Annotated in this window: 12 protein-coding genes; 4 read left to right on the top strand and 8 right to left on the bottom strand. The window is 63.0% G+C overall.

Going from position 1 to position 19,484, the window contains the following annotated elements; genetic code table 11:
• Positions 1–66 precede the first annotated feature (66 nt).
• Positions 67–1,461, bottom strand: a complete 1,395-nt coding sequence (locus V7Q49_RS03065; RefSeq protein WP_333849274.1) for a NarK family nitrate/nitrite MFS transporter — start codon at positions 1,459–1,461, stop codon at positions 67–69.
• A gap of 309 nt (positions 1,462–1,770) precedes the next feature.
• Here V7Q49_RS03065 and narX point away from each other — a divergent pair, with 309 nt between their 5' ends.
• Positions 1,771–3,567: a nitrate/nitrite two-component system sensor histidine kinase NarX gene (gene narX, locus V7Q49_RS03060; protein ID WP_333849273.1), complete on the top strand. Its 1,797-nt coding sequence runs from the start codon at positions 1,771–1,773 to the stop codon at positions 3,565–3,567.
• Positions 3,560–4,210: a two-component system response regulator NarL gene (narL, locus tag V7Q49_RS03055; protein WP_333849272.1), complete on the top strand. Its 651-nt coding sequence runs from the start codon at positions 3,560–3,562 to the stop codon at positions 4,208–4,210. Before narX ends, narL begins: the two co-directional genes overlap by 8 nt.
• Before the next feature lie 2 nt (positions 4,211–4,212).
• Here the strand turns inward: narL and V7Q49_RS03050 are convergent, their stop codons facing one another.
• The 7 genes from V7Q49_RS03050 to nasR all read right to left on the bottom strand — a co-directional run bounded on the left by V7Q49_RS03050 (position 4,213) and on the right by nasR (position 17,007).
• Positions 4,213–5,616 carry a YchO/YchP family invasin gene (locus V7Q49_RS03050; RefSeq protein ID WP_333849271.1) on the bottom strand — a complete coding sequence of 468 codons (1,404 nt, stop codon included), beginning with the start codon at positions 5,614–5,616 and terminating at the stop codon, positions 4,213–4,215.
• A gap of 574 nt (positions 5,617–6,190) precedes the next feature.
• A complete protein-coding gene (locus tag V7Q49_RS03045) occupies positions 6,191–8,710 on the bottom strand; it encodes a nitrate reductase (protein ID WP_333849270.1) in 2,520 nt (839 codons plus the stop codon).
• On the bottom strand, positions 8,707–12,687 hold the full coding sequence (nirB, locus tag V7Q49_RS03040) for a nitrite reductase large subunit NirB (protein ID WP_333849269.1): 3,981 nt from the start codon (positions 12,685–12,687) through the stop codon (positions 8,707–8,709). The genes V7Q49_RS03045 and nirB overlap by 4 nt, the downstream gene beginning before the upstream one ends.
• An 11-nt stretch (positions 12,688–12,698) precedes the next feature.
• On the bottom strand, positions 12,699–13,487 hold the full coding sequence (locus V7Q49_RS03035) for an ABC transporter ATP-binding protein (protein ID WP_333849268.1): 789 nt from the start codon (positions 13,485–13,487) through the stop codon (positions 12,699–12,701).
• A gap of 9 nt (positions 13,488–13,496) precedes the next feature.
• The gene (gene ntrB / locus V7Q49_RS03030) at positions 13,497–14,375 is read right to left on the bottom strand and encodes a nitrate ABC transporter permease (RefSeq protein ID WP_333849267.1); all 879 of its coding nucleotides are present in this window, start codon (positions 14,373–14,375) and stop codon (positions 13,497–13,499) included.
• A gap of 1 nt (position 14,376) precedes the next feature.
• Positions 14,377–15,624, bottom strand: coding sequence for a CmpA/NrtA family ABC transporter substrate-binding protein (locus tag V7Q49_RS03025; RefSeq protein ID WP_333849266.1), 1,248 nt, complete (start codon positions 15,622–15,624; stop codon positions 14,377–14,379).
• Between the two features lie 228 nt (positions 15,625–15,852).
• Positions 15,853–17,007, bottom strand: coding sequence for a nitrate regulatory protein NasR (gene nasR, locus V7Q49_RS03020; protein WP_333849265.1), 1,155 nt, complete (start codon positions 17,005–17,007; stop codon positions 15,853–15,855).
• Positions 17,008–17,078: 71 nt separating this feature from the next.
• Between nasR and ychN the strand changes: the two genes are divergently transcribed.
• On the top strand, positions 17,079–17,432 hold the full coding sequence (gene ychN, locus V7Q49_RS03015) for a DsrE/F sulfur relay family protein YchN (RefSeq protein ID WP_333849264.1): 354 nt from the start codon (positions 17,079–17,081) through the stop codon (positions 17,430–17,432).
• Positions 17,433–17,538: 106 nt separating this feature from the next.
• Positions 17,539–19,323 (top strand): methyl-accepting chemotaxis protein, encoded by a 1,785-nt coding sequence (locus tag V7Q49_RS03010; protein ID WP_333849263.1) that lies wholly within the window; start codon positions 17,539–17,541, stop codon positions 19,321–19,323.
• Positions 19,324–19,484 lie beyond the last annotated feature (161 nt).

Below are 19,484 nucleotides of genomic sequence, written 5' to 3'. Positions count from 1 at the left end.
TGTTGTAACTAATTGGCGAATAAAAAAAGCGCGGCACCAGGCCGCGCAAACGGATAATCAACTTACTTATTTTTTATTAGAATTGCGTCCATATACCAGCCAGGTGACAAACACGCAGACGATATAGAAAACGAGGAAGATTTTCATGGCTCCCGCCGGCGAGCCGGTCAGATCCAGCGAAATGCCAAACGCTTTCGGGATAAAGAAGCCGCCAATCGCGCCAATTGCAGAGATGAAGCCCAGCGCAGCGGCGGTGTCGGTGGCAGCCTCACGCATGGCCTGCTGCTCACTGCCGCCCTGCGCTTTTACGCGATCCATCGTCAGCTTACGGAAAATCACCGAGATCATCTGGAAGGTCGAGGCGCTACCCAGCCCGGCGGTCAGGAACAGCACCATAAACACCGCGAAGAAGGCACCAAAGTTGCCGCCCACGCCGTTCACCGGCAGGGTCATAAACAGTAGGGCACAGAAGATCGCCATCACCACAAAGTTCACCAGCGTGACGCGGGTCCCGCCCAGACGGTCGGAGATCATCCCCCCGGTAGAGCGCGCCAGGGCGCCAATGAACGGGCCGAAGAAGGCATAGTGCAGGATCTGCACGTCCGGGAACTGGGTTTTCGACAGCATCGCAAACCCGGCGGAGAAGCCGATAAAGGAGCCGAAAGTCGCCAGATAGAGCAGCGCCATGATCCACAGATGGGCACGCTTCAGCACCGGCAGCTGTTCGCTCAGGGAGGCTTTCGACGCCGCCAGATCGTTCATGCCAAACCAGGCGGCCAGGGTTAATACCACCAGGAACGGCACCCAGATCCACGCCGCGTTCTGCAGGAACAGGTACGAGCCATCGGCCTGCTCAACGCCCGCACCGCCAAAGGCCGCAAAGATGGAGACTGAGATCGCCAGCGGTGCAATCAGCTGCATAACGCTGACGCCCATGTTGCCCAGGCCGCCGTTGATCCCCAGCGCCCCGCCCTGCTTCTGTTTCGGGAAGAAGAAGCTGATGTTGGCCATGCTGGAGGCAAAGTTAGCGCCGGCAAAGCCGCACAGCAGAGAGATAATCACAAAAACGCTGAACGGCGTAGAGGTATCCTGTACCGCAAAGCCCAGCCACACGCACGGGATAATCATGATCCCGGTACTGAACGCCGTCCAGCGGCGACCGCCGAACAGCGGCACCATAAAGGCATAAGGCACACGCAGCAGCGCACCGGAAAGTGCCGGCAGCGCCGTTAACATAAACAGCTGATCGGTGGTAAATTTGAAGCCCACTTTTGGCAGGTTGACGGCGACGGCGCTGAACAACATCCAGACGCAGAACGCCAGCAGCAGACAGGGAACGGAGATCCACAGATTACGACTGGCTATACGTTGGCCGCGCTGTTGCCAGAACGCCGGATCTTCCGGACGCCACTCGGTAATCGTCGCGCCAGAATCCCTTTCGGGGGTAGTTGAGTGACTCATAGACACCTCTGATTCTTAAAAGATGCTACAAAGATCAGGGTTTTAAGCAGACAGGAAGTTGATATAAATCAAGGGGAAGGCGGGCAAATTCCGCGGGCAAAAGTCGCTATACTCCCTGATGAGTAGCGTTATTCGGTAAAAAAGATGTGGTTTTTCACGGTGCTGCTACTCCCCGCTTACCCCCTCCTCCCATTCGTCCGACAAATGGCAATTAGTAGGTAATCCTTTTGAGGTATGGGTATACTCCAGGGTATGCCTGAGAATAGAGCCCCTGCCGAGTCCAGGCATTGTCAGGAGCCAGACTGCCCTATGTTTAAACGCTGTTTTTCACCGCTGACGCTGGTTAACCAACTGGTGCTGATTGTCATGCTGTCCACCGCAATCGGGGTGGCGGGGATGGCAATTTCCGGCTGGCTGGTCCAGGGCGTTCAGGGCAGCGCGCACGCCATCAACAAAGCCGGTTCGCTGCGCATGCAGAGCTACCGCCTGCTGGCGGCGATCCCGCTGGAAACCAAAGACCAGGCGTTGCTCGACGAAATGAACGCCACGGCGTTCAGCCCGGCGCTGCAAAGCGCGGCGCGACGCGATAACCAGCAGGCGCAGCTGAAAGCCCTGCAGGATTACTGGCAAAACCAGCTGGCACCGGGACTCCAACAGGCGCAAAACCCTGATGCGGTCGCCAGCGACGTCTCCGCCTTTGTCAGCCGGATCGATAATCTGGTCACCGCCTTCGACAGCAGCACCGAGCAACGCATTGAGCGGGTGGTGCTGATGCAGCGGCTGATGGTGCTGTTTATGGCCCTGCTGCTGGTGTTCACCATTCTCTGGCTACGCGCCAGACTGCTGCACCCCTGGCGGCAGCTGCTGGCGGTGGCCCGCGCGGTGACCCAGCGCGATTTTACCCAGCGCGCGCATATCCACGGGCGCAACGAGATGGCGATGCTCGGCGAGGCGTTGAACACCATGTCCGGCGAGCTGGCCGAAAGCTATGCGGTGCTCGAGCAGCGGGTGCGGGAAAAAACCGCCGGGCTGGAGCACAAAAACGAGATCCTCTCCTTCCTCTGGCAGGCCAACCGCCGCCTGCACTCCCAGGTGCCGCTGTGCGAGCGGCTCTCGCCGGTGCTTAACGGCTTGCAGAATTTGACCCTGCTACACGATATCGAGCTGCGGGTGTATGACCTGGAAGATGAAGAGAATCATCAGGAATTTACCTGTCAGTCAGATATGAGCTGCGATGAAATCGGCTGCCACCTCTGCCCACGCGGACTGCCGCCGCTCACCACCAGCGGCACGACCCTGAAGTGGCGGCTGGCGGATAACCTGACGCAGTACGGCATTTTACTGGCCACCCTGCCCGCCGGACGCCACCTGAGCCACGATCAGCAGCAGCTGGTCGATACTCTGGTGGAGCAGCTGACCGCCACCCTGGCGCTCGACCGCCATCAGGAAAAGCAGCAGCAGCTGATTGTGATGGAAGAGCGCGCCACCATTGCCCGGGAGCTGCACGACTCCATCGCCCAGTCGCTCTCCTGCATGAAGATGCAGGTCAGCTGTCTGCAGATGCAGGACACCGACCTGCCCGAGAGCAGCAAGCAGCTGCTGAGCCAGATCCGCAACGAGCTGAACACCTCCTGGGTGCAGCTGCGTGAGCTGCTGACCACCTTCCGCCTGCAGCTGACCGAGCCCGGCCTGCGTCCGGCGCTGGAGGCCAGCTGCCAGGAGTTCAGCGCCCGGCTCGGCTTTACCGTCACGCTGGACTACCAGCTGCCGCCGCGGTTTGTCCCCTCTCACCAGGCCATCCATCTGTTGCAGATTGCCCGCGAAGCCTTAAGCAACGCGCTGAAACATTCCGGGGCGACGGCGGTCTCGCTCACCGTGAGCCAGCACGATAACCAGGTGAAGCTGGTGGTGCGCGACAACGGCTGCGGCCTGCCGGCCAACGCCGAAAGAAGTAACCACTACGGTCTGATTATCATGCGTGACCGCGCACAAAGCCTGCGTGGAGACTGTCAGGTCCGCCCAGGCGAATCAGGCGGAACCGACGTTATCGTCACCTTTATTCCCGAAAAGCCTCTTTTCACTGCCCAAGGAGAACACCATGTCTAGTCAGGATCCAGCCACAATCCTGTTGATCGACGACCATCCGATGCTGCGCACCGGCGTAAAACAACTTATCAGCATGGCCTCGGATATCACCGTTGTGGGCGAAGCCAGCAACGGCGAACAGGGTATTGAACTGGCCGAAGCGCTCGATCCTGATTTGATCCTGCTCGACCTCAACATGCCCGGCATGAACGGCCTCGAAACCCTCGATAAGCTGCGCGAGAAATCCCTCTCCGGCCGCGTGGTGGTGTTCAGCGTTTCCAATCATGAAGAGGACGTGGTTACCGCCCTGAAACGCGGTGCCGATGGCTACCTGTTGAAAGACATGGAGCCGGAAGAGCTGCTGAAATCCCTGCAGCAGGCGGCGGCCGGTGACATGGTGCTGAGCGAAGCCCTGACCCCGGTGCTGGCGGCCAGCCTGCGCGCCAACCGCGCCACCTCCGACCGCGACGTCAGCCAGCTGACCCCGCGCGAGCGCGATATCCTCAAGCTGATTGCCCAGGGCCTGCCAAACAAGATGATCGCCCGCCGTCTGGACATCACCGAGAGTACGGTGAAAGTGCACGTGAAGCATATGCTGAAGAAGATGAAGCTGAAATCACGGGTGGAAGCCGCGGTGTGGGTACATCAGGACCGTATTTTCTGACTTTACTCGCCCGGCAGCAGCGCCCAGCGCGGATCCTCTTCTGGCAGGGCCAGTAGCGGCTGCGTCAGAGCCAGCGTGATCTCATTGGAAGAGACACGCTGCCCGGCTTTATCTTCCACCACCACCGACAGCTTCCAGCGATTGCTCGCCCCCTCGCGGTTATCCCACGCCGGCAGAATGATGCTCCAGCCATCGCTGTCGCTGGCCTGCGCCGGTGAGGTCAGACTCAGCGCCTGAGTATCCCCCTGCCAGTGCAGCGTCCGCACCCCGTTACGGCTGCGAATATCCAGCTTCAGCACCACCGTCTCACCCGGCTGCAGATCCCACGGCGGCGTCGCCAGCCATACCGACAGCGTTTTGCGCTGGCGGAACTCCAGCACCGGCAGGCTCTCGCGTTCCGGCGGATCGTAGCGGCTGCCCCGCAGCGAGCGACTGTCCATCACTTCGCTGGCGGAGAGCTGTTTTTTCAGCGGCACCCCAAAGCGATAGTTAAGCTTCAGGCCGAGGTTATTCTGGCTCACTCCGCTCTCCCCCTGCTTGTGCGCGGCGGAGAAGGTCACCAGCGGCACCGGGGTGTAATCGAGTCCCAGATTGACCGCCAGCGGGTTGCGATAGCCGGTCCCGGTGTGAAACAGATCGACGTTGTCGCCGTAGTACTGCTCAAAGCTGACGCTGGTATTGAGGTGATGCCAGAACGGCAGCCAGGCTTTAGCGGTGACGTCGTACCCGCGGGCCATGCGTTGCTCCTCTACCGCCGAGCTGTCACGCCAGCTGGCAAAGGGTTGATAATAGTTGGCCGACAGCCGCAGGTATTCGCCCCAGGCTTCGGCGCCCAGCCCGGCGCGCTGCAGATTTTCATCCAGCAGATTGTCGTAAAAGGTGTTGTAACCCAGCAGCCATTTGCCCGCCACCCAGCGCTGGCCGATGCCCGCGTTGCTGACCAGGCCGTCCTCCTGCTGGGTCAGGCCGAGCTGGCTCCAGGTCAGATAGCGATTGTTGTCCTGCCAGGGGATAAACCAGCTGCCCTTGCTGCCGGTGAAGCGCCCCTCATCATCCACCAGCAGATCGACGCTGGCGTTTCCCCAGGGAGAGAGCCACGATTCGATGTGCTGGTTGACCTCCTGGCTGACCGCGTCCCGCACCTGGCTCAGGGCAAACTGCCGGGCCTGCTCTTCGGTGGTCAGGCCGTTGTCGGTCATGCTGGCCTCGCCGAAGGCTTTCGCCATCTCCGCCAGATGCTTTTCGCCCTCTCCCGTTGGGGTCGCCATGCCTAAGTCCGGCAGGCTGTCGCCGTTATTATCAAAGGGGTTTTGCGCCTGTTGGATAAAGGAATTCGGAGCAGCATGAACGGCTCCGGCAGAACAGAGGAGGAGAAACAGCCAGCGAATGCGGGGAGAAACAACCATCACCGTCGTGAAAGGGGGCCTGTGTTGAGAGAAAACAGAGATAACACCTTAGCGTGATTGGGGAAAAATTTCAGCCCTAAGGGAAATTTCAGGAATAACCTGAAGATTGTCGGGTGGCGCTACGCTTACCCGACCTATGACTGCCTGGGGTGCCTGTTTGTCGGGTGGCGCTGCGCTTACCCGACCTATGACTGCCTGGGGTGCCTGCTTGTCGGGTGGCGCTGCGCTTACCCGACCTACAACTGCCTGGGGCGCCTGCTTGTCGGGTGGCGCTACGCTTACCCGACCTACAACTGCCTGGGGTGCCTGCTTGTCGGGTGGCGCTGCGCTTACCCGACCTACGACTGCCTGGGTGCCTGCTTGTCGGGTGGCGCTGCGCTTACCCGACCTATGACTGCCTGGGTGCCTGTTTGTCGGGTGGCGCTACGCTTACCCGACCTACGACTGCCTGGGGCGCCTGCTTGTCGGGTGGCGCTACGCTTACCCGACCTACAACTGCCTGGGGTGCCTGCTTGTCGGGTGGCGCTGCGCTTACCCGACCTACGGTCCCGTAGGCCTGATAAGCGTAGCGCCATCAGGCGTTTGACACCCGCACAGAAAGCATCTCTTTTAACTCCGGCACGCAGGAGCCACAGTTAGTCCCACAGCGCAGTTTCGCCCCCAGCGCCGCCGCCGAGTCGCAGCCTTGCGCAATCGCCGCACGGATCGCGTTTTCGCCGACGCTGAAACAGCTACAGATCATGCGTCCGGGCGCCACACGCTCGCCAGCACCCTGCCCGTTCAGCAGGGCATGGCGTTCGGCCAGCGCCACCGGTGGGGTACGAAACGCCGCCTCGATAACGCTATGCGCCAGCGTCGGCAACTCTGTGTCCTGCCAGAATCCCAGCATCAGTGCTCCGTCATGCCAGGCCAGGACGCTGCTGCGCTCGCCGGTTTGCGCAATTTGCAGCTGCCAGCCCTGTGCGGTGCAGTGTGCCATCAGACACGCCAGCAGGGGCTTGTCCCCTGCCAGGGTCAGGCGCGACACCCCGGTCGTCGCCTTGCGCCACCAGTGAACGTGCGTCGGCAGACTCAGCGCCTCCCGGCTGTACAGCTCGCCCTGCCAGGCGGGCTGCCACGGCATCAGCCGCACCGCGGTTTGCTTGCTCTCCGGCTGGCCGGAATGGGGATCGCAGCGCCCCTCCACCAGCGCATTAACCTTGCCCTGGCGCGAAAAACCGCTGTTCCAGTGCATCGGCACAAACAGCTCCCCGACGCGCTGCCCGTCACTCATCCGCGCCCGGGCCACCATCAGCCCGCGCGGGGCGCTGATGCGCGTCAACTGTCCATCCTGAACCCCCAGCCGGGCGGCGTCCTGCGGCGAGATATCCACCGTCGGCTCATCCCGGTGCTGCATCAGACGGGGGACATAGCCGGTGCGGGTCATGGTGTGCCACTGATCCCGGAGTCGGCCGCTGTTGAGCATCAAGGGATAGAGCAGATCCGGCGTGGCGCCGTGCGGCTGCGGAATAACCGGCACCTGCCGGGCGTGGATTAACGCCTCGCGGTTGATCGGCCACTGCCAGGGGGTGAGGCTATCCCACTCCGCGCGGGTGAGCTGGGTCAGCGCCGCAAGGTTCAGCTGCCGCTCGCCGGCGTTCTCAAAGGCCGTCAGTGCGGCGTGTTCGGTAAAGATGGCGTGAGGATGATCCCAGGCAAAGGCCGCGCCGTGGCCCAGCCGCTCCGCAATACGGGCGATGATCCACCAGTCGGGTTTCGCATCGCCGGGGGCGGGCAGGAAGGCGCGCTGGCGCGAGATGCGGCGCTCGGAGTTGGTCACCGTCCCCTCTTTCTCGCCCCAGCCGAGCGCCGGAAAGCGGATATGGGCGAAGCGGCTGGTGTCGGTATCGCGCATCACCTCCGAAATCATCACCAGCGGGCAGGCCGCCAGGGCCTGACAGACCGCATGGCTGTCCGGGAGCGACACCGCCGGGTTGGTGCCCATGATCCACACCGCTTTCACCTCCCCGCGGGCAATGGCCTCGAACAGCTCCACCGCCATCAGACCCGGGGTTTGCGCCAGCCGCTCCGTCCCCCAGAAGCGCGCCACCCGGCTCAGATCGTCCGGGGTGAAGTTCATGTGCGCCGCCAGCTGATTCGCCAGCCCACCCACCTCGCGGCCGCCCATGGCATTGGGCTGACCGGTCAGCGAAAACGGCCCGCAGCCTTCCCGGCCGATTTTGCCGCTCGCCAGATGGACGTTGATAATGGCATTGCACTTGTCGCTGCCGCTGGTGGACTGGTTGATCCCCATCGTGTAGAGCGTCACCGCCCGCGGGGCGGCATTAAACCAGGCGTAAAAGGTAGCGACCTCGTCGGGCGACAGGCCGCAGGAGTCCGCCACCCGCTCAGGCGGCCAGTCGCGGGCCTGCTCAGGGTCAATGGCGTGCAGCAGGCCGACAAACAGCCCGGCATCGCTGCCCGGCGTCAGGGCCAGATGCAGGTCGGCAAGGTCGCAGGTCGCGGTGCGCCGCGGGTCGATCACCACCACCTTCATCGCCGGGTTAGCGGCGCGCGCCTGCACCAGCCGCTGATAGAGCACCGGGTGGGTCCAGGCGGCGTTGGAGCCCACCAGCACCGCCAGGTCGGTCTGCTCCACGTCTTCGTAGCTGCACGGGACGATGTCCTCCCCGAAGGCGCGCTTGTAGCCCACCACCGCCGAGGACATGCAGAGCCGGGAGTTGGTGTCGATATTGGCGGCCCCGATAAAGCCCTTCATCAGCTTGTTGGCGGCATAGTAGTCCTCGGTCAGCAGCTGGCCGGAGGCATAAAAGGCCACCGCCTGCGGCCCGTAAGTGTCGATAATCTCGCGCAGGCGGGCTCCCGCCGTGTCCAGCGCCTGCGCCCAGCTCACCGGCAGGTCGTCCACCTCCGGGTGCAGCAGCCGGCCCGCCAGGCCGGTGGTCACCCCGAGCGACGAGCCTTTGACGCACAGCCGCCCGACGTTGGCCGGATGGCTGTCGTCGCCGCGCACGCTCACCTCGCCGTTGTCGACGCGGGCGATCACCCCGCAGCCCACGCCGCAGTAGGGACAGGTCGTTTGGGTTTCCGTCATGAGGCCTCCGCGCGCATCACTAACTCTTCGCTGCCCACCAGCACCCGGTCGCCGTCAAGCTTCACCGGCCAGGCGCGCACCGCCACTTCGCCGGTATCAACCTGCCGCCCGTCGCGCAGGCGGATCCGCGTTTTATACAGCGGGGAGATCACCACCGGCTCGCCCCCGGCATCGCCGAGAATACCGCGGGAGAGCACGCTGGCGCTGCCGCCCGGCTCCCGGTCTTCGAGGGCATAGACCGCTTTGCCGAAGCGGAACAAGGCAATCAACTGTTCGCCAAGACGGGCACCGATCCCGGCCTCCTCGGGGATCTCCTCAAGGGTACACACCGCCTGCCAGCGTTTCGATGCCACCGGGGCGGCATCGAGGGTGCGGAACTGCGCCAGACGCCCTGGATCCTGCAGGGTGGTCTGCCATTCGCACTGGTAGGTGTCCACCACCCGCTGCATCTCCTGCTCCAGCTCGTCGGCAATACCGAGGCTGTCGTCGATGATCACCTCCCGCAGATACGCCAGCCCGCCCTCGAGATTGTCCCGCCAGGTGCTGGTGCGCTGGAGGCGATCGGCGGTGCGGATGTAGAACATCAGGAAGCGATCGACGTAGCGCAGGAGCGTGGCGTCATCGAGATCGCTGGCAAACAGATCCGCGTGGCGCGGCTTCATCCCGCCGTTGCCGCACAGATAGAGGTTCCAGCCCTTGTCGGTGGCGATCACCCCCACGTCCTTGCTCTGGGCTTCGGCGCACTCTCGCGTGCAGCCCGAAACGGCCATCTTGATCTTGTGCGGCGCGCGCAGCCCCTTGTAGCGGTTCTCCAGCGTCACCGCCAGCCCGGTGGAGTCCTGCACGCCGTAGCGGCACCAGGTGGAGCCGACGCAGGATTTCACCGTGCGCAGGGATTTGCCGTAGGCGTGGCCGGTTTCAAACCCGGCGTCGATCAGCTGCTGCCAGATCTCCGGGAGCTGCTCGAGCCGGGCACCAAACAGGTCGATACGCTGCCCGCCGGTGATTTTGCTGTACAGCTGATAGCGTTTGGCGATCTGCCCGATGGCGATCAGCCCGTCGGCGGTCACTTCTCCCGCGGCCATACGCGGCACAATCGAGTAGGTGCCGTCCTTCTGGATATTGGCAAAGTAGCGGTCGTTGGTGTCCTGCAGCGGCAGATGGGCCGGTTTCAGCAGGTATTCGTTCCAGCAGGAAGCCAGCACCGAGCCCACCAGCGGCTTACAGATCTCGCACCCGTGGCCCTGGCCGTAACGGCCGATCAGCTGCTCAAAGGTGTGGATGCGGTTGACGCGCACCAGGTGGTAGATCTCCTGACGCGAGTAGGCGAAGTGCTCGCAGATATCCTTCTTCACCTCCACGCCCTGGGCCGCGAGCTGGAACTCCATCACCTGTTTCACCAGCGCGCTGCATCCGCCGCAGCCGGTGGCCGCTTTGGTGCACTGTTTTAGCGCCCCGATGTCGGTCGCGCCGTTGCTCACCGCCTGGCAGATATCGCCTTTGCTGACGTTATGGCAGGAGCAGATCTGCGCGCTCTCCGGCAGGGCCGCCACGCCCAGCGCTTTCGGGGCGCTGCCCGCCACCGCGGGCAGGATCAGGGTCTCGGGATCCTTCGGCAGACGGATGTCGTTGAGCATCATCTGCACCAGGGTGGCGTACTCGCTGGCATCGCCCACCAGCACCCCGCCCAGCAGGGTTGTGTTGTCGGCGCTGACCACGATCTTCTTGTAGATCTGCTGTGGGCCGTGGGTCCACTGGTAGCTCTGCGCGCCTGGGGTGCGGGCATGGGCATCGCCAAACGAGGCCACATCTACCCCCAGCAGCTTGAGTTTGGTGCTCATGTCGGCCCCGGTGAAGGCGTTCGCCTCCCCGGCCAGCGCGGCACTCGCCACCCGCGCCATCTGGTATCCGGGGGCTACCAGGCCATAGATTTTCCCTTCCCAGAGGGCGCACTCCCCGATAGCGAAGATGTCCTCGTCGGAGGTACGGCACTGGTTGTCGATGGCGATCCCGCCCCGCTCGCCCAGCAGCAGATTGCAGCCCCGGGCCAGCGCATCCTGCGGGCGGATCCCGGCGGAGAAGACCACCATGTCGGTGGCCAGCTCGCTGCCGTCGGCAAAGCGCAGCACCTTGCCCGCGTCGGTATCGGCAATCTCGGTAGTGGCTTTGCTGGTATGCACCCCCACGCCGAGGGCTTCGATTTTGCGCCGCAGCATGGCGGCCCCGTCGTTATCGAGCTGCACCGCCATCAGGTTCGGGGCGAACTCCACCACGTGGGTCTCCAGCCCGAGCTGTTTCAGGGCGTTGGCCGCCTCCAGCCCCAGCAGCCCGCCGCCGATCACCACCCCGGTGCGTGAACCTTTGGCGTGGGCAGCGATGCTGTCCAGATCGTCAAGGGTGCGGTAGACGAAGCAGCCCGGCAGCTCGCGCCCCGGCACCGGCGGCACAAAGGGCCAGGATCCGGTGGCCAGCACCAGCTTGTCCCAGTGCGTTTCGTGCCCGCCCGCGGTGCGCACCACCCGGGCGTCGCGGTCGATGGCGACAATCGGCTGGGACAGACGCAGCTCAATGCCGTTATCGGCAAAGAAATCCCCGGCCACCATCGACAGCGAGTCGGCGCTGCGTCCGGCAAAATATTCCGACAGATGGACGCGGTCGTAGGCGGCATAGCGCTCTTCACCAAAGACCACAATCTGGTATTGCTGATGCAAACCGCGGTTCACGCAGTCTTCAAGAAAATGGTGGCCGACCATGCCGTGCCCGACCACAATCAGAGTAGGTTTTGTCATCGCGTTTTGTCCTGCAACCTGCGGCTGCGTAGTGAATCGATCGAACAGCCAGTCCGCCTGGGCGGGTTCTGACGTAGCCAGTAAATCGGTCAGGGTAGCCGCGCTGCGGCACTCTCCCATCAGCAGCACGCCTGCCAGGGTGCCGTTGCGCACCAGCAAGCGACGGTAGTGGCGGGTCAGCGGATCCCAGCTGGTCCATACCGCGTCATCCTGTTGCGCGTTCATCTCCCCGACGCTGAACAGCTCAATGCCGGTCACTTTCAGGCGCATGCCGTTGTGCATCGGGGTAAAGGGGGTGACGTGTTCCCCGGCCAGACGGGCGGCGAGGATCTCCGCCTGAGCCAGGCACGGGGCCACCAGCCCCCAGGTCTGGCCGTTGATTTCGCAACACTCGCCGATGGCGCTGATGCCCTCTAAGGCGGTGCGCATCTGGTCATCCACCCGAATCCCACGCCCGCAGGGCACCCCGCTTGCCTGCGCAAGGGCAACGTTGGGCGTCACGCCGGTCGCCAGCACGACGCGTGCGGCAGCTAAGGTGCGTCCGTTGCTGAGGGTCACGCTTTCGGCTGCAATCGCCGTCAGGCCGCCGCTCAGCTCGCAGCCAATGCCCCGCTCCGCCAGCGCCTGTTCCAGCAGCAGCCCGGCCTGCTGATCCAGCTGCTGATCCATCAGCCAGGGGCCACGATGGACTAACGTGACGTTGTCACCGTGACGTTGTAACGCTGCGGCGGCTTCCACCCCGAGCACCCCGCCCCCCAGCACGACTGCCGGGCCGGGGGTCGCCAGAATGGCATGAACGTCATCGAGGGTGCGGAAGGTAAAGACGTGCGGCAGGTCGCTGCCGGGGATCGGCGGCACAAACGGCTGCGAGCCGGTGGCAAATACCAGCTCATCCCACCCCATCAGCCGTTTGTCGGTGCGCAGCATCCGCGCCGCGCACTCCACCGCCAGCACCCGCTCGCCGCTCAGCACCGTGACGCCGCGCTGTTGATACCAGGCGTCATCGTGCAGCTGCGTGGCGGCGGCCGCTTTCTCGCCGCCGAGCACCGGGGAGAGCTGAATGCGGTTGTAGGCCGGTGCCCGCTCGTCACCAATGACGGTAATGACGAAGCGCCCGGGCGCGCGGTCGGTCAACGATTCAATCAGTCGCGTTGCCGCCATGCCGTTTCCAATAATGACCAGGCGCATAGTGGCGCTCCTCAGGCCGCTTTCGGCTGTTTTTCGTAGAGGAAATGGAGGATCTGCTGACGCATATGGTGATAGCGGCTTTCCTCCGCCAGCTGCACCCGGTTACGCGGGCGCGGCAGGTCGACGCGTAAAATTTCCCCCACCGTCGCCGCCGGGCCGTTGGTCATCATCAGGACCCGATCCGAGAGCAGCACCGCCTCGTCGACGTCGTGGGTAATCAGTACGATGGTGGTGTTGAGCTCCTGCTGAATTTTCATCACCGAATCCTGCAGGTGAGCGCGGGTCAGGGCATCCAGCGCGCCGAACGGCTCATCCATCAGCAGCACTTTCGGCTTCATCGCCAGGGCCCGGGCAATGCCGACCCGCTGCTTCATGCCGCCGGAGATCTCCCCCGGACGCTTGTGGATGGCGTGCCCCATCTGCACCCGATCGAGATTGTGTTCGATCCACTCCCGGCGCTCGACTTTGCTCATGCTGCGGCGGAACACCTGATCCACCGCCAGCGCCACGTTGTCAAAGCAGGTGAGCCACGGCAGCAGGGAGTGGTTCTGGAACACCACCGCCCGCTCCGGGCCCGGCCCGGCGATTTCCCGGTTGTCGCAGATCAGCCCGCCTTCCGTCGGCAAGGTGATCCCGGCGATCAGGTTGAGCAGCGTCGACTTGCCGCAGCCGGAGTGGCCGATCAGGCTGACGGTCTCCCCTTCGTGAATATCAAAAGAGACGTTCTGCAGCGCCAGAAACTCGCCGCTGGCAGTGGAAAAACGCTGGCTGACGGCCTGGACCTGAATAAGTGGTTTCATGTGCGCTCCTTATTTTTCCTGCCAGCTGAAACGGCGGGCGATCAGCATCAGCCCCTGCTCCAGCAGCAAACCCACCACGCCGATAATGACGATGGCGATGAGAATGTTTTCGACGTTGAGGTTGTTCCACTCGTTCCAGATCCAGAAGCCGATCCCCAGCCCCCCGGTAAGCATCTCGGCGGCGACGATCACCAGCCAGGCGATGCCGATGGAGAGACGTACCCCGGTCAGCACCGCCGGTAGCACGGCGGGAAACAGAATGCGGCGCATCATCGTCCACTCGGAGAGTTGCAGCACCCGCGCCACGTTGAGGTAGTCTTCCGGGATGCGGCGCACCCCTTCGGCGGTGTTGATGACCATCGGCCAGATCGAGCAGATAAAAATGGTCCAGCTGGAAGCGGGTTCCGCCTTCTGGAACAGCAGCAGGCCAATCGGCAGCCAGGCCAGCGGGCTGACCGGGCGCAGCAGCGCAATCAGCGGGTTAAACATGCGGGCCAGGAAGGTGAAGCGGCCAATCATAAAGCCCAGCGGGATCCCCACCATCGCCGCCAGGCCAAAGCCGATGGCAACCCGCTGCAGCGAAGCCAGCACGTTCCAGCCCACCCCCATGTCGTTCGGGCCATCGCGGTAGAACGGATCCGAAAACAGGGTGATGGCCGAGTCCAGGGTGCTGAGCGGCGTCGGGAAGCCTTTGCTGTTGATGGCCGCCAGCTGCCAGGCGATGACCAAAAGCCCGAGACCGAGCAGAGCCGGAATAAGGCGTTGCAGCAGGTCGTTGATCCGGCGGGCAAACGCAGGCGTGCGGCGGCGTACCTGCACCGGCGGCAGCGCGATCACCTCCCCGCTGACCGGCGCGGCGGGTGCCGCTTTGGTGTTCACTTTTTTCATATCAGACCCCTGTACGGTGAAGAGTGAAACTGTTGGCGTAGCGATGGGGATCGCTGCCGTCCCAGACGGTGCCGTCCATAAGCCGGCTGCTGCGCAGCGGCGACGATGGCGCACGAATGCCCCCCACCGCCGTGGCGGCGTCCTGCCAGACGTCGGTGCGGTTGATGCGTTGGGCGATGGCGGCGTAGTCCGGATCGGTTTTCAGCAGCCCCCAGCGGCGGAACTGAGTTAAGAACCACATCCCGTCGGAGTGCCACGGATAGCTGACCGCCCCGTCCTCAAAGAAGCGGATCGGATGGGCATCCTGCCAGCGCTGGCCCACGCCGTTGTCGTACTCGCCCAGCATGCGGCCGGTGAGGTACTGCTCTTTGGTGTTGAGCCAGGCGCGACGAGCCAGTAGCCGGGCGGTCTCTTCTTTGTTCTGCGGGGAGGCATCGATCCAGCGCTGGGCCTCCAGCAATGCGCTGACCAGCGACCGGGCGGTGTTGGGGTGGGCATCAACCCACTCCCGGCGGGTGCCGAGGATCTTCTCCGGGTGTTCCGGCCAGATGGACTGCGAAGTGGCGGCGGTAAAACCGATGCGATCGTTGATGGCCCGGGCGTTCCACGGCTCGCCGACGCAGAAGCCGACCATATTGCCGATGCGCATGTTCATCACCATCTGCGGCGGCGGCACCACCACGGTGCGCACGTCGTCAAAGGGGTTAATGCCCGCGCTGGCCAGCCAGTAATAGAGCCACATGGCGTGGGTGCCGGTGGGAAAGGTGTGGGCGAAGGTATAAGTGCCCGGCGCCTGCTGGCCGATTAGCTTCTTCAGCCCTTCGACGTCGCGCACGCCCTGCTGGGCCAGATCGCTCGACAGAGTGATCGCCTGCCCGTTCTGGTTGAGGGTCATCAGGTTGGCCATCGGCTTGGGTTTGCCGGCAATCCCCAGCTCCAGACCGTACAGCAGGCCATAGAGAATGTGCGCGGCATCCAGCTCTCCAGCCACCAATTTGTCACGCACCGCCGCCCAGCTGGCCTCTTTGGTAGGCACCAGGGTGAAGCCGTATTTTTTATCGAACCCTTTGTACGCCGCAATCGCCAGCGGCGCGCAGTCGGTAAGCGGGATAAAGCCCACGCGCACCGTCTCGAGTTCCGGTTTATCGGAGCCTGCGGCCCATGCGGCCTGCATCACGCCCGGCAACATCAGCGCCCCGCCTGCCAGCGCGCTGGCCTGTAAAAAACGCCGCCTTGTCCATTCCACCATGCTCACTCCTGAAAAAAGCCCAAAAAAAAGCGCCCGGCAGTGCCGAAGCACTGCAGGACGCCTTTATCCTCAAGACGAACGCACCGCCGTTGGCGCGTTGTCTTAAATTGTGAATGAACTAATGCAAAGCCGATGCCAGATTTTAACGGCTTATTTTCCGGGCCTTTTCTGTCATCCCGCCACCACAACGCACCTCAACCATGCAGGCGTTGCCCGCCAGAGGTGCATCTACTCCTGCCAGAGCGCTTTCACCGTCAGCAGCGCCCGGGCGATATCCACCATTCGCTGGTTCTTATCCATCGCCATCTTGCGCAGCTGGCACCAGGCCTGCTCCTCGCTCATCTGCTGATGGGTCATCAGCACGCTTTTGGCTTTATCGATCACCTTGCGCTCCTCAAGGCTGTCGCGCATCGAGGCCAGCTGGCGGGAGAGCTGTTCAATCTCCCGCGCCTGCTGGCGCACCAGCGGCAGGAGCGGCTTTTGCGGATAGAGGGCCAGCGGCGCTTCCGACGGCGGCTCCTCCGGCAGAGCGTCGTCGGCCCGGTTAATCAGCGCCTCCACGGCCAGCATCAGATCGGCAATCTGCATCTCTTCGAGGCCGCGCAGATGTTCCAGACGTTCGGTTTGCAGCGAGAACCAGTGCAGTGCCAGCACGCCCTTATCCGCTGCGGGCTGCCGCGTGCAGGCCAGCCGCCGCAGCTGTTCGGTTTCGGCCCCCGGTACGCTGAGGGTAAAGTGATCATGTACGCTGGCGGGGGTGAGGGAGAGAAAGACCTCGAAGCAGGCCTGCTGCCCGTCGATGCGGTCCACCAGGGTCTGGCGCATCTCCTCGCTGAAAAAGCCCTGGGTAAAGCCGATTGCCCCCAGCGCCCGCTCCTGGCCGACCAGCTCTTTGCCCTGCATCAGGCTATAAAGGGCAACAAACCGGCCGGCGAGTTGCGGATCGTCAATGCTGTCATTGAGCTGGGGCACGATACTGAGCAGGTTGCGCAGCGCGCGGCTGTAGCGCTCCATCGCCACGTCGGCGGATAAAGCGCAGGCGGCGATCGCCTCGCGCAGCGCGGGGAGCTGCTCCAGGCTCTGCAGGGCATTTCCTACCCGTTCACTGAGGGTGCCGCTCGCCGTCAGCGGCGTGCCGAGCGCCAGGTGCAACGCCTGGAGGTGATCGTCCACCAACGCCCGGCTGGCCTTACACTCAAGAGCGTACAGCGTGCCCTTCGAGCAGAGCCAGATGTTGGAGGCCCCGCGTTCGCACTGTAGCATGTGCGCAAGATGGCCGATCCGGCTCACTAACGTGCCCAGCTGCGCCAGTTTGCACAGCTGCTGTTTACGCATCAGCCTGGCGTGCTGAAACCATTCGGTGGCGCCGGTGATGTTCGTCATGCTTTCTCTCCCGGGTCAGTGTTTGACAGAGAGAAGCAATTTTCATGCCTTTTTACCTTTCAGGAGTCGAGATGCAGAAGATCGTGATTGTCGCCAACGGCGCGGCCTATGGCAGTGAATCCCTGTTTAACAGCCTGCGGCTGGCGATTGCCTTACGCGAGCAGGAGGGCGAGCTGGATCTGCGCCTGTTTTTAATGTCCGACGCGGTGACCGCCGGGCTGCGCGGCCAGAAGCCTGCCGAGGGCTATAACATCCAGCAGATGCTGGAGATCCTCACCGCGCAGAACGTGCCGGTGAAGCTGTGCAAGACCTGCACCGACGGCCGTGGCATCAGCGCCCTGCCGCTGATCGACGGGGTGGAAATCGGCACCCTGGTGGAGCTGGCGCAGTGGACGCTGTCCGCCGATAAACTATTAACTTTCTAATAATGATTTAACTAAAATATTTTTTTCTTATGAGCGCGGTTCCAGCATCAAGTTTGCCTGCCCGATGCCGATAGGCTTCTTACAACAACACAGCAGGTATTACATTATGTTCAGGTCAATTCGCGCTCGTATTATTGCGGCGACGGTCGGATGTCTGATCGCCGCGCTCCTTCTGAATACCGTGATTAATTTCCAGGTCACGCGCCAGGACAATCAACAGTCGCAACGCGACATGCTGGCCAGCACCAGCGCCAGCCACGGCCTCGCGATTGCCGACTGGGTTAGCAGCAAAACCACCATTATTAACTCCCTGCAGAGCGTCGCCCTGAGCGACGATCCGGTGCCGATGTTCAAACAGCTGGCGCAGGCGGGCGGGTTTATCAACGTCTACATGGGCTACGCCAGCAAAACCGCGAAGTTTTCCAATCCTGACGGGGTTCCTGCCGACTACGATCCGACGGTGCGCCCGTGGTATCAGCAGGCGGTGAAAGAGGATCGCGCCATCGTCACCGCCCCTTATGTCGATACCGGCACCAAAAAGCTGGTGGTGACCTTTGCGGTGCCGGTGAAAGAGAACGGCGAGCTGAAAGGCGTGCTGGCGGGTGATGTGGCGATGGACAGCGTGATCGCCAACGTGCGCGGCATTCGTCCGACCCCGGCCAGCAGCGGGCTGCTGATTGACAGCGACGGGACGGTGATCGCCGCCAATGACCCTGAGCTGACCCTGAAGGCCTTCACCGATGTCATCCGCGGCGTTGATCTGAATGTCCTGAAGAGCGGCAAAAGCGCCGAAGGCCAGTTTAACGGCGCGAGCAAAACCTTTGCCGCCACCCCGATTGCCGGGACCCAGTGGCAGCTGATTGTCGCCCTCGACAGCGATGATGCCACCTCCGGGATGCGCACCCTGCTGAAGGCCTCCTCCCTGTCGCTGGTCATCCTGGTTCTGCTCAGCGCCGTGGTGGTGCATTTCGTGATTGCCCGTCTGCTGAAACGGCTGTCGGAGATTCGCGATGCGATGCACGCCATCGCCAACGGCACCAACGATCTCTCCCAGCGTCTGCCGGAGAAAGGCGAGGATGAGGTGGCGCAGATCGCCCATGCCTTTAACGCCTTCAGCGATAAACTCTCGGTGGTGATGGTGCAGCTGCGCGACGCCAGCGCCTCGGTGAAAAACGCCGCCCAGGAGATCGCCGCCGGTAACCAGGATCTCTCTGGCCGCACCGAGCGCGCCGCCTCCAGCCTGCGCGAAACCGCCAGCGCCGTGGAGCAGATCACCGCCTCCGTTGCCCAGTCGACCGAATCAGCCGCCATCGCCAACGAACAGGCGGGCAAAGCCTCCGAGGCCGCCACCCGCGGCGGCAGCGTGGTCTCCCAGGCGATCACCACCATGCAGTCCATCGAAGCCGCCTCGACCAAAATTGGCGATATCACCAGCGTGATTGACGGCATCGCCTTCCAGACCAACATCCTGGCGCTTAACGCGGCGGTTGAAGCCGCACGTGCGGGTGAGCAGGGCCGTGGCTTTGCGGTTGTCGCAGGTGAAGTGCGCAGCCTCGCCAGCCGCAGCGCCCAGGCGGCAAAAGAGATTAAAAGCCTGATCGACTCCACCACCGACAGCGTGGCGACCGGTTCACGCTATGTGCACCTGGCCGGACAGAGCATGGATGAGATTGTCACCAGCATCGGCAGCATGTCGGGGATCATGCGGGAGATCACCGTGGCGACCAGCGAGCAGATGAAAGGCATTCAGGAGATCAACCGGGCAGTGACGCACCTCGACAGCATGGTCCAGCAGAACGCCGAGCTGGTGGTGCAGTCCGCCGCCGCCGCCAGCGCGTTGCAGGGCCAGGCAGGCGAGCTGGCTGAAACCGCCGGACATTTCCGCATTTAATGTTAACCCGCTGCCTGAAAGCGGAGGAAAGCGGCGTCCGCTGAACGCTTTCAGGCATATTGTCATTTTTGTTTAAGGGTTATGCCATTTTTTGATCAAAATCAGCACCTCTGACCTTCCCCTTTGGTGTTATGCCATGAGTGAATTGTGAACAACATCAC

The sequence above is a fragment of the Leclercia sp. genome, from assembly GCF_036780805.1.
Classification (GTDB): Bacteria; Pseudomonadota; Gammaproteobacteria; order Enterobacterales; family Enterobacteriaceae; genus Enterobacter.
The sequence above is the reverse complement of the archived record's forward strand: the minus strand, read 5'-3'. Positions and strand labels throughout refer to the sequence as shown.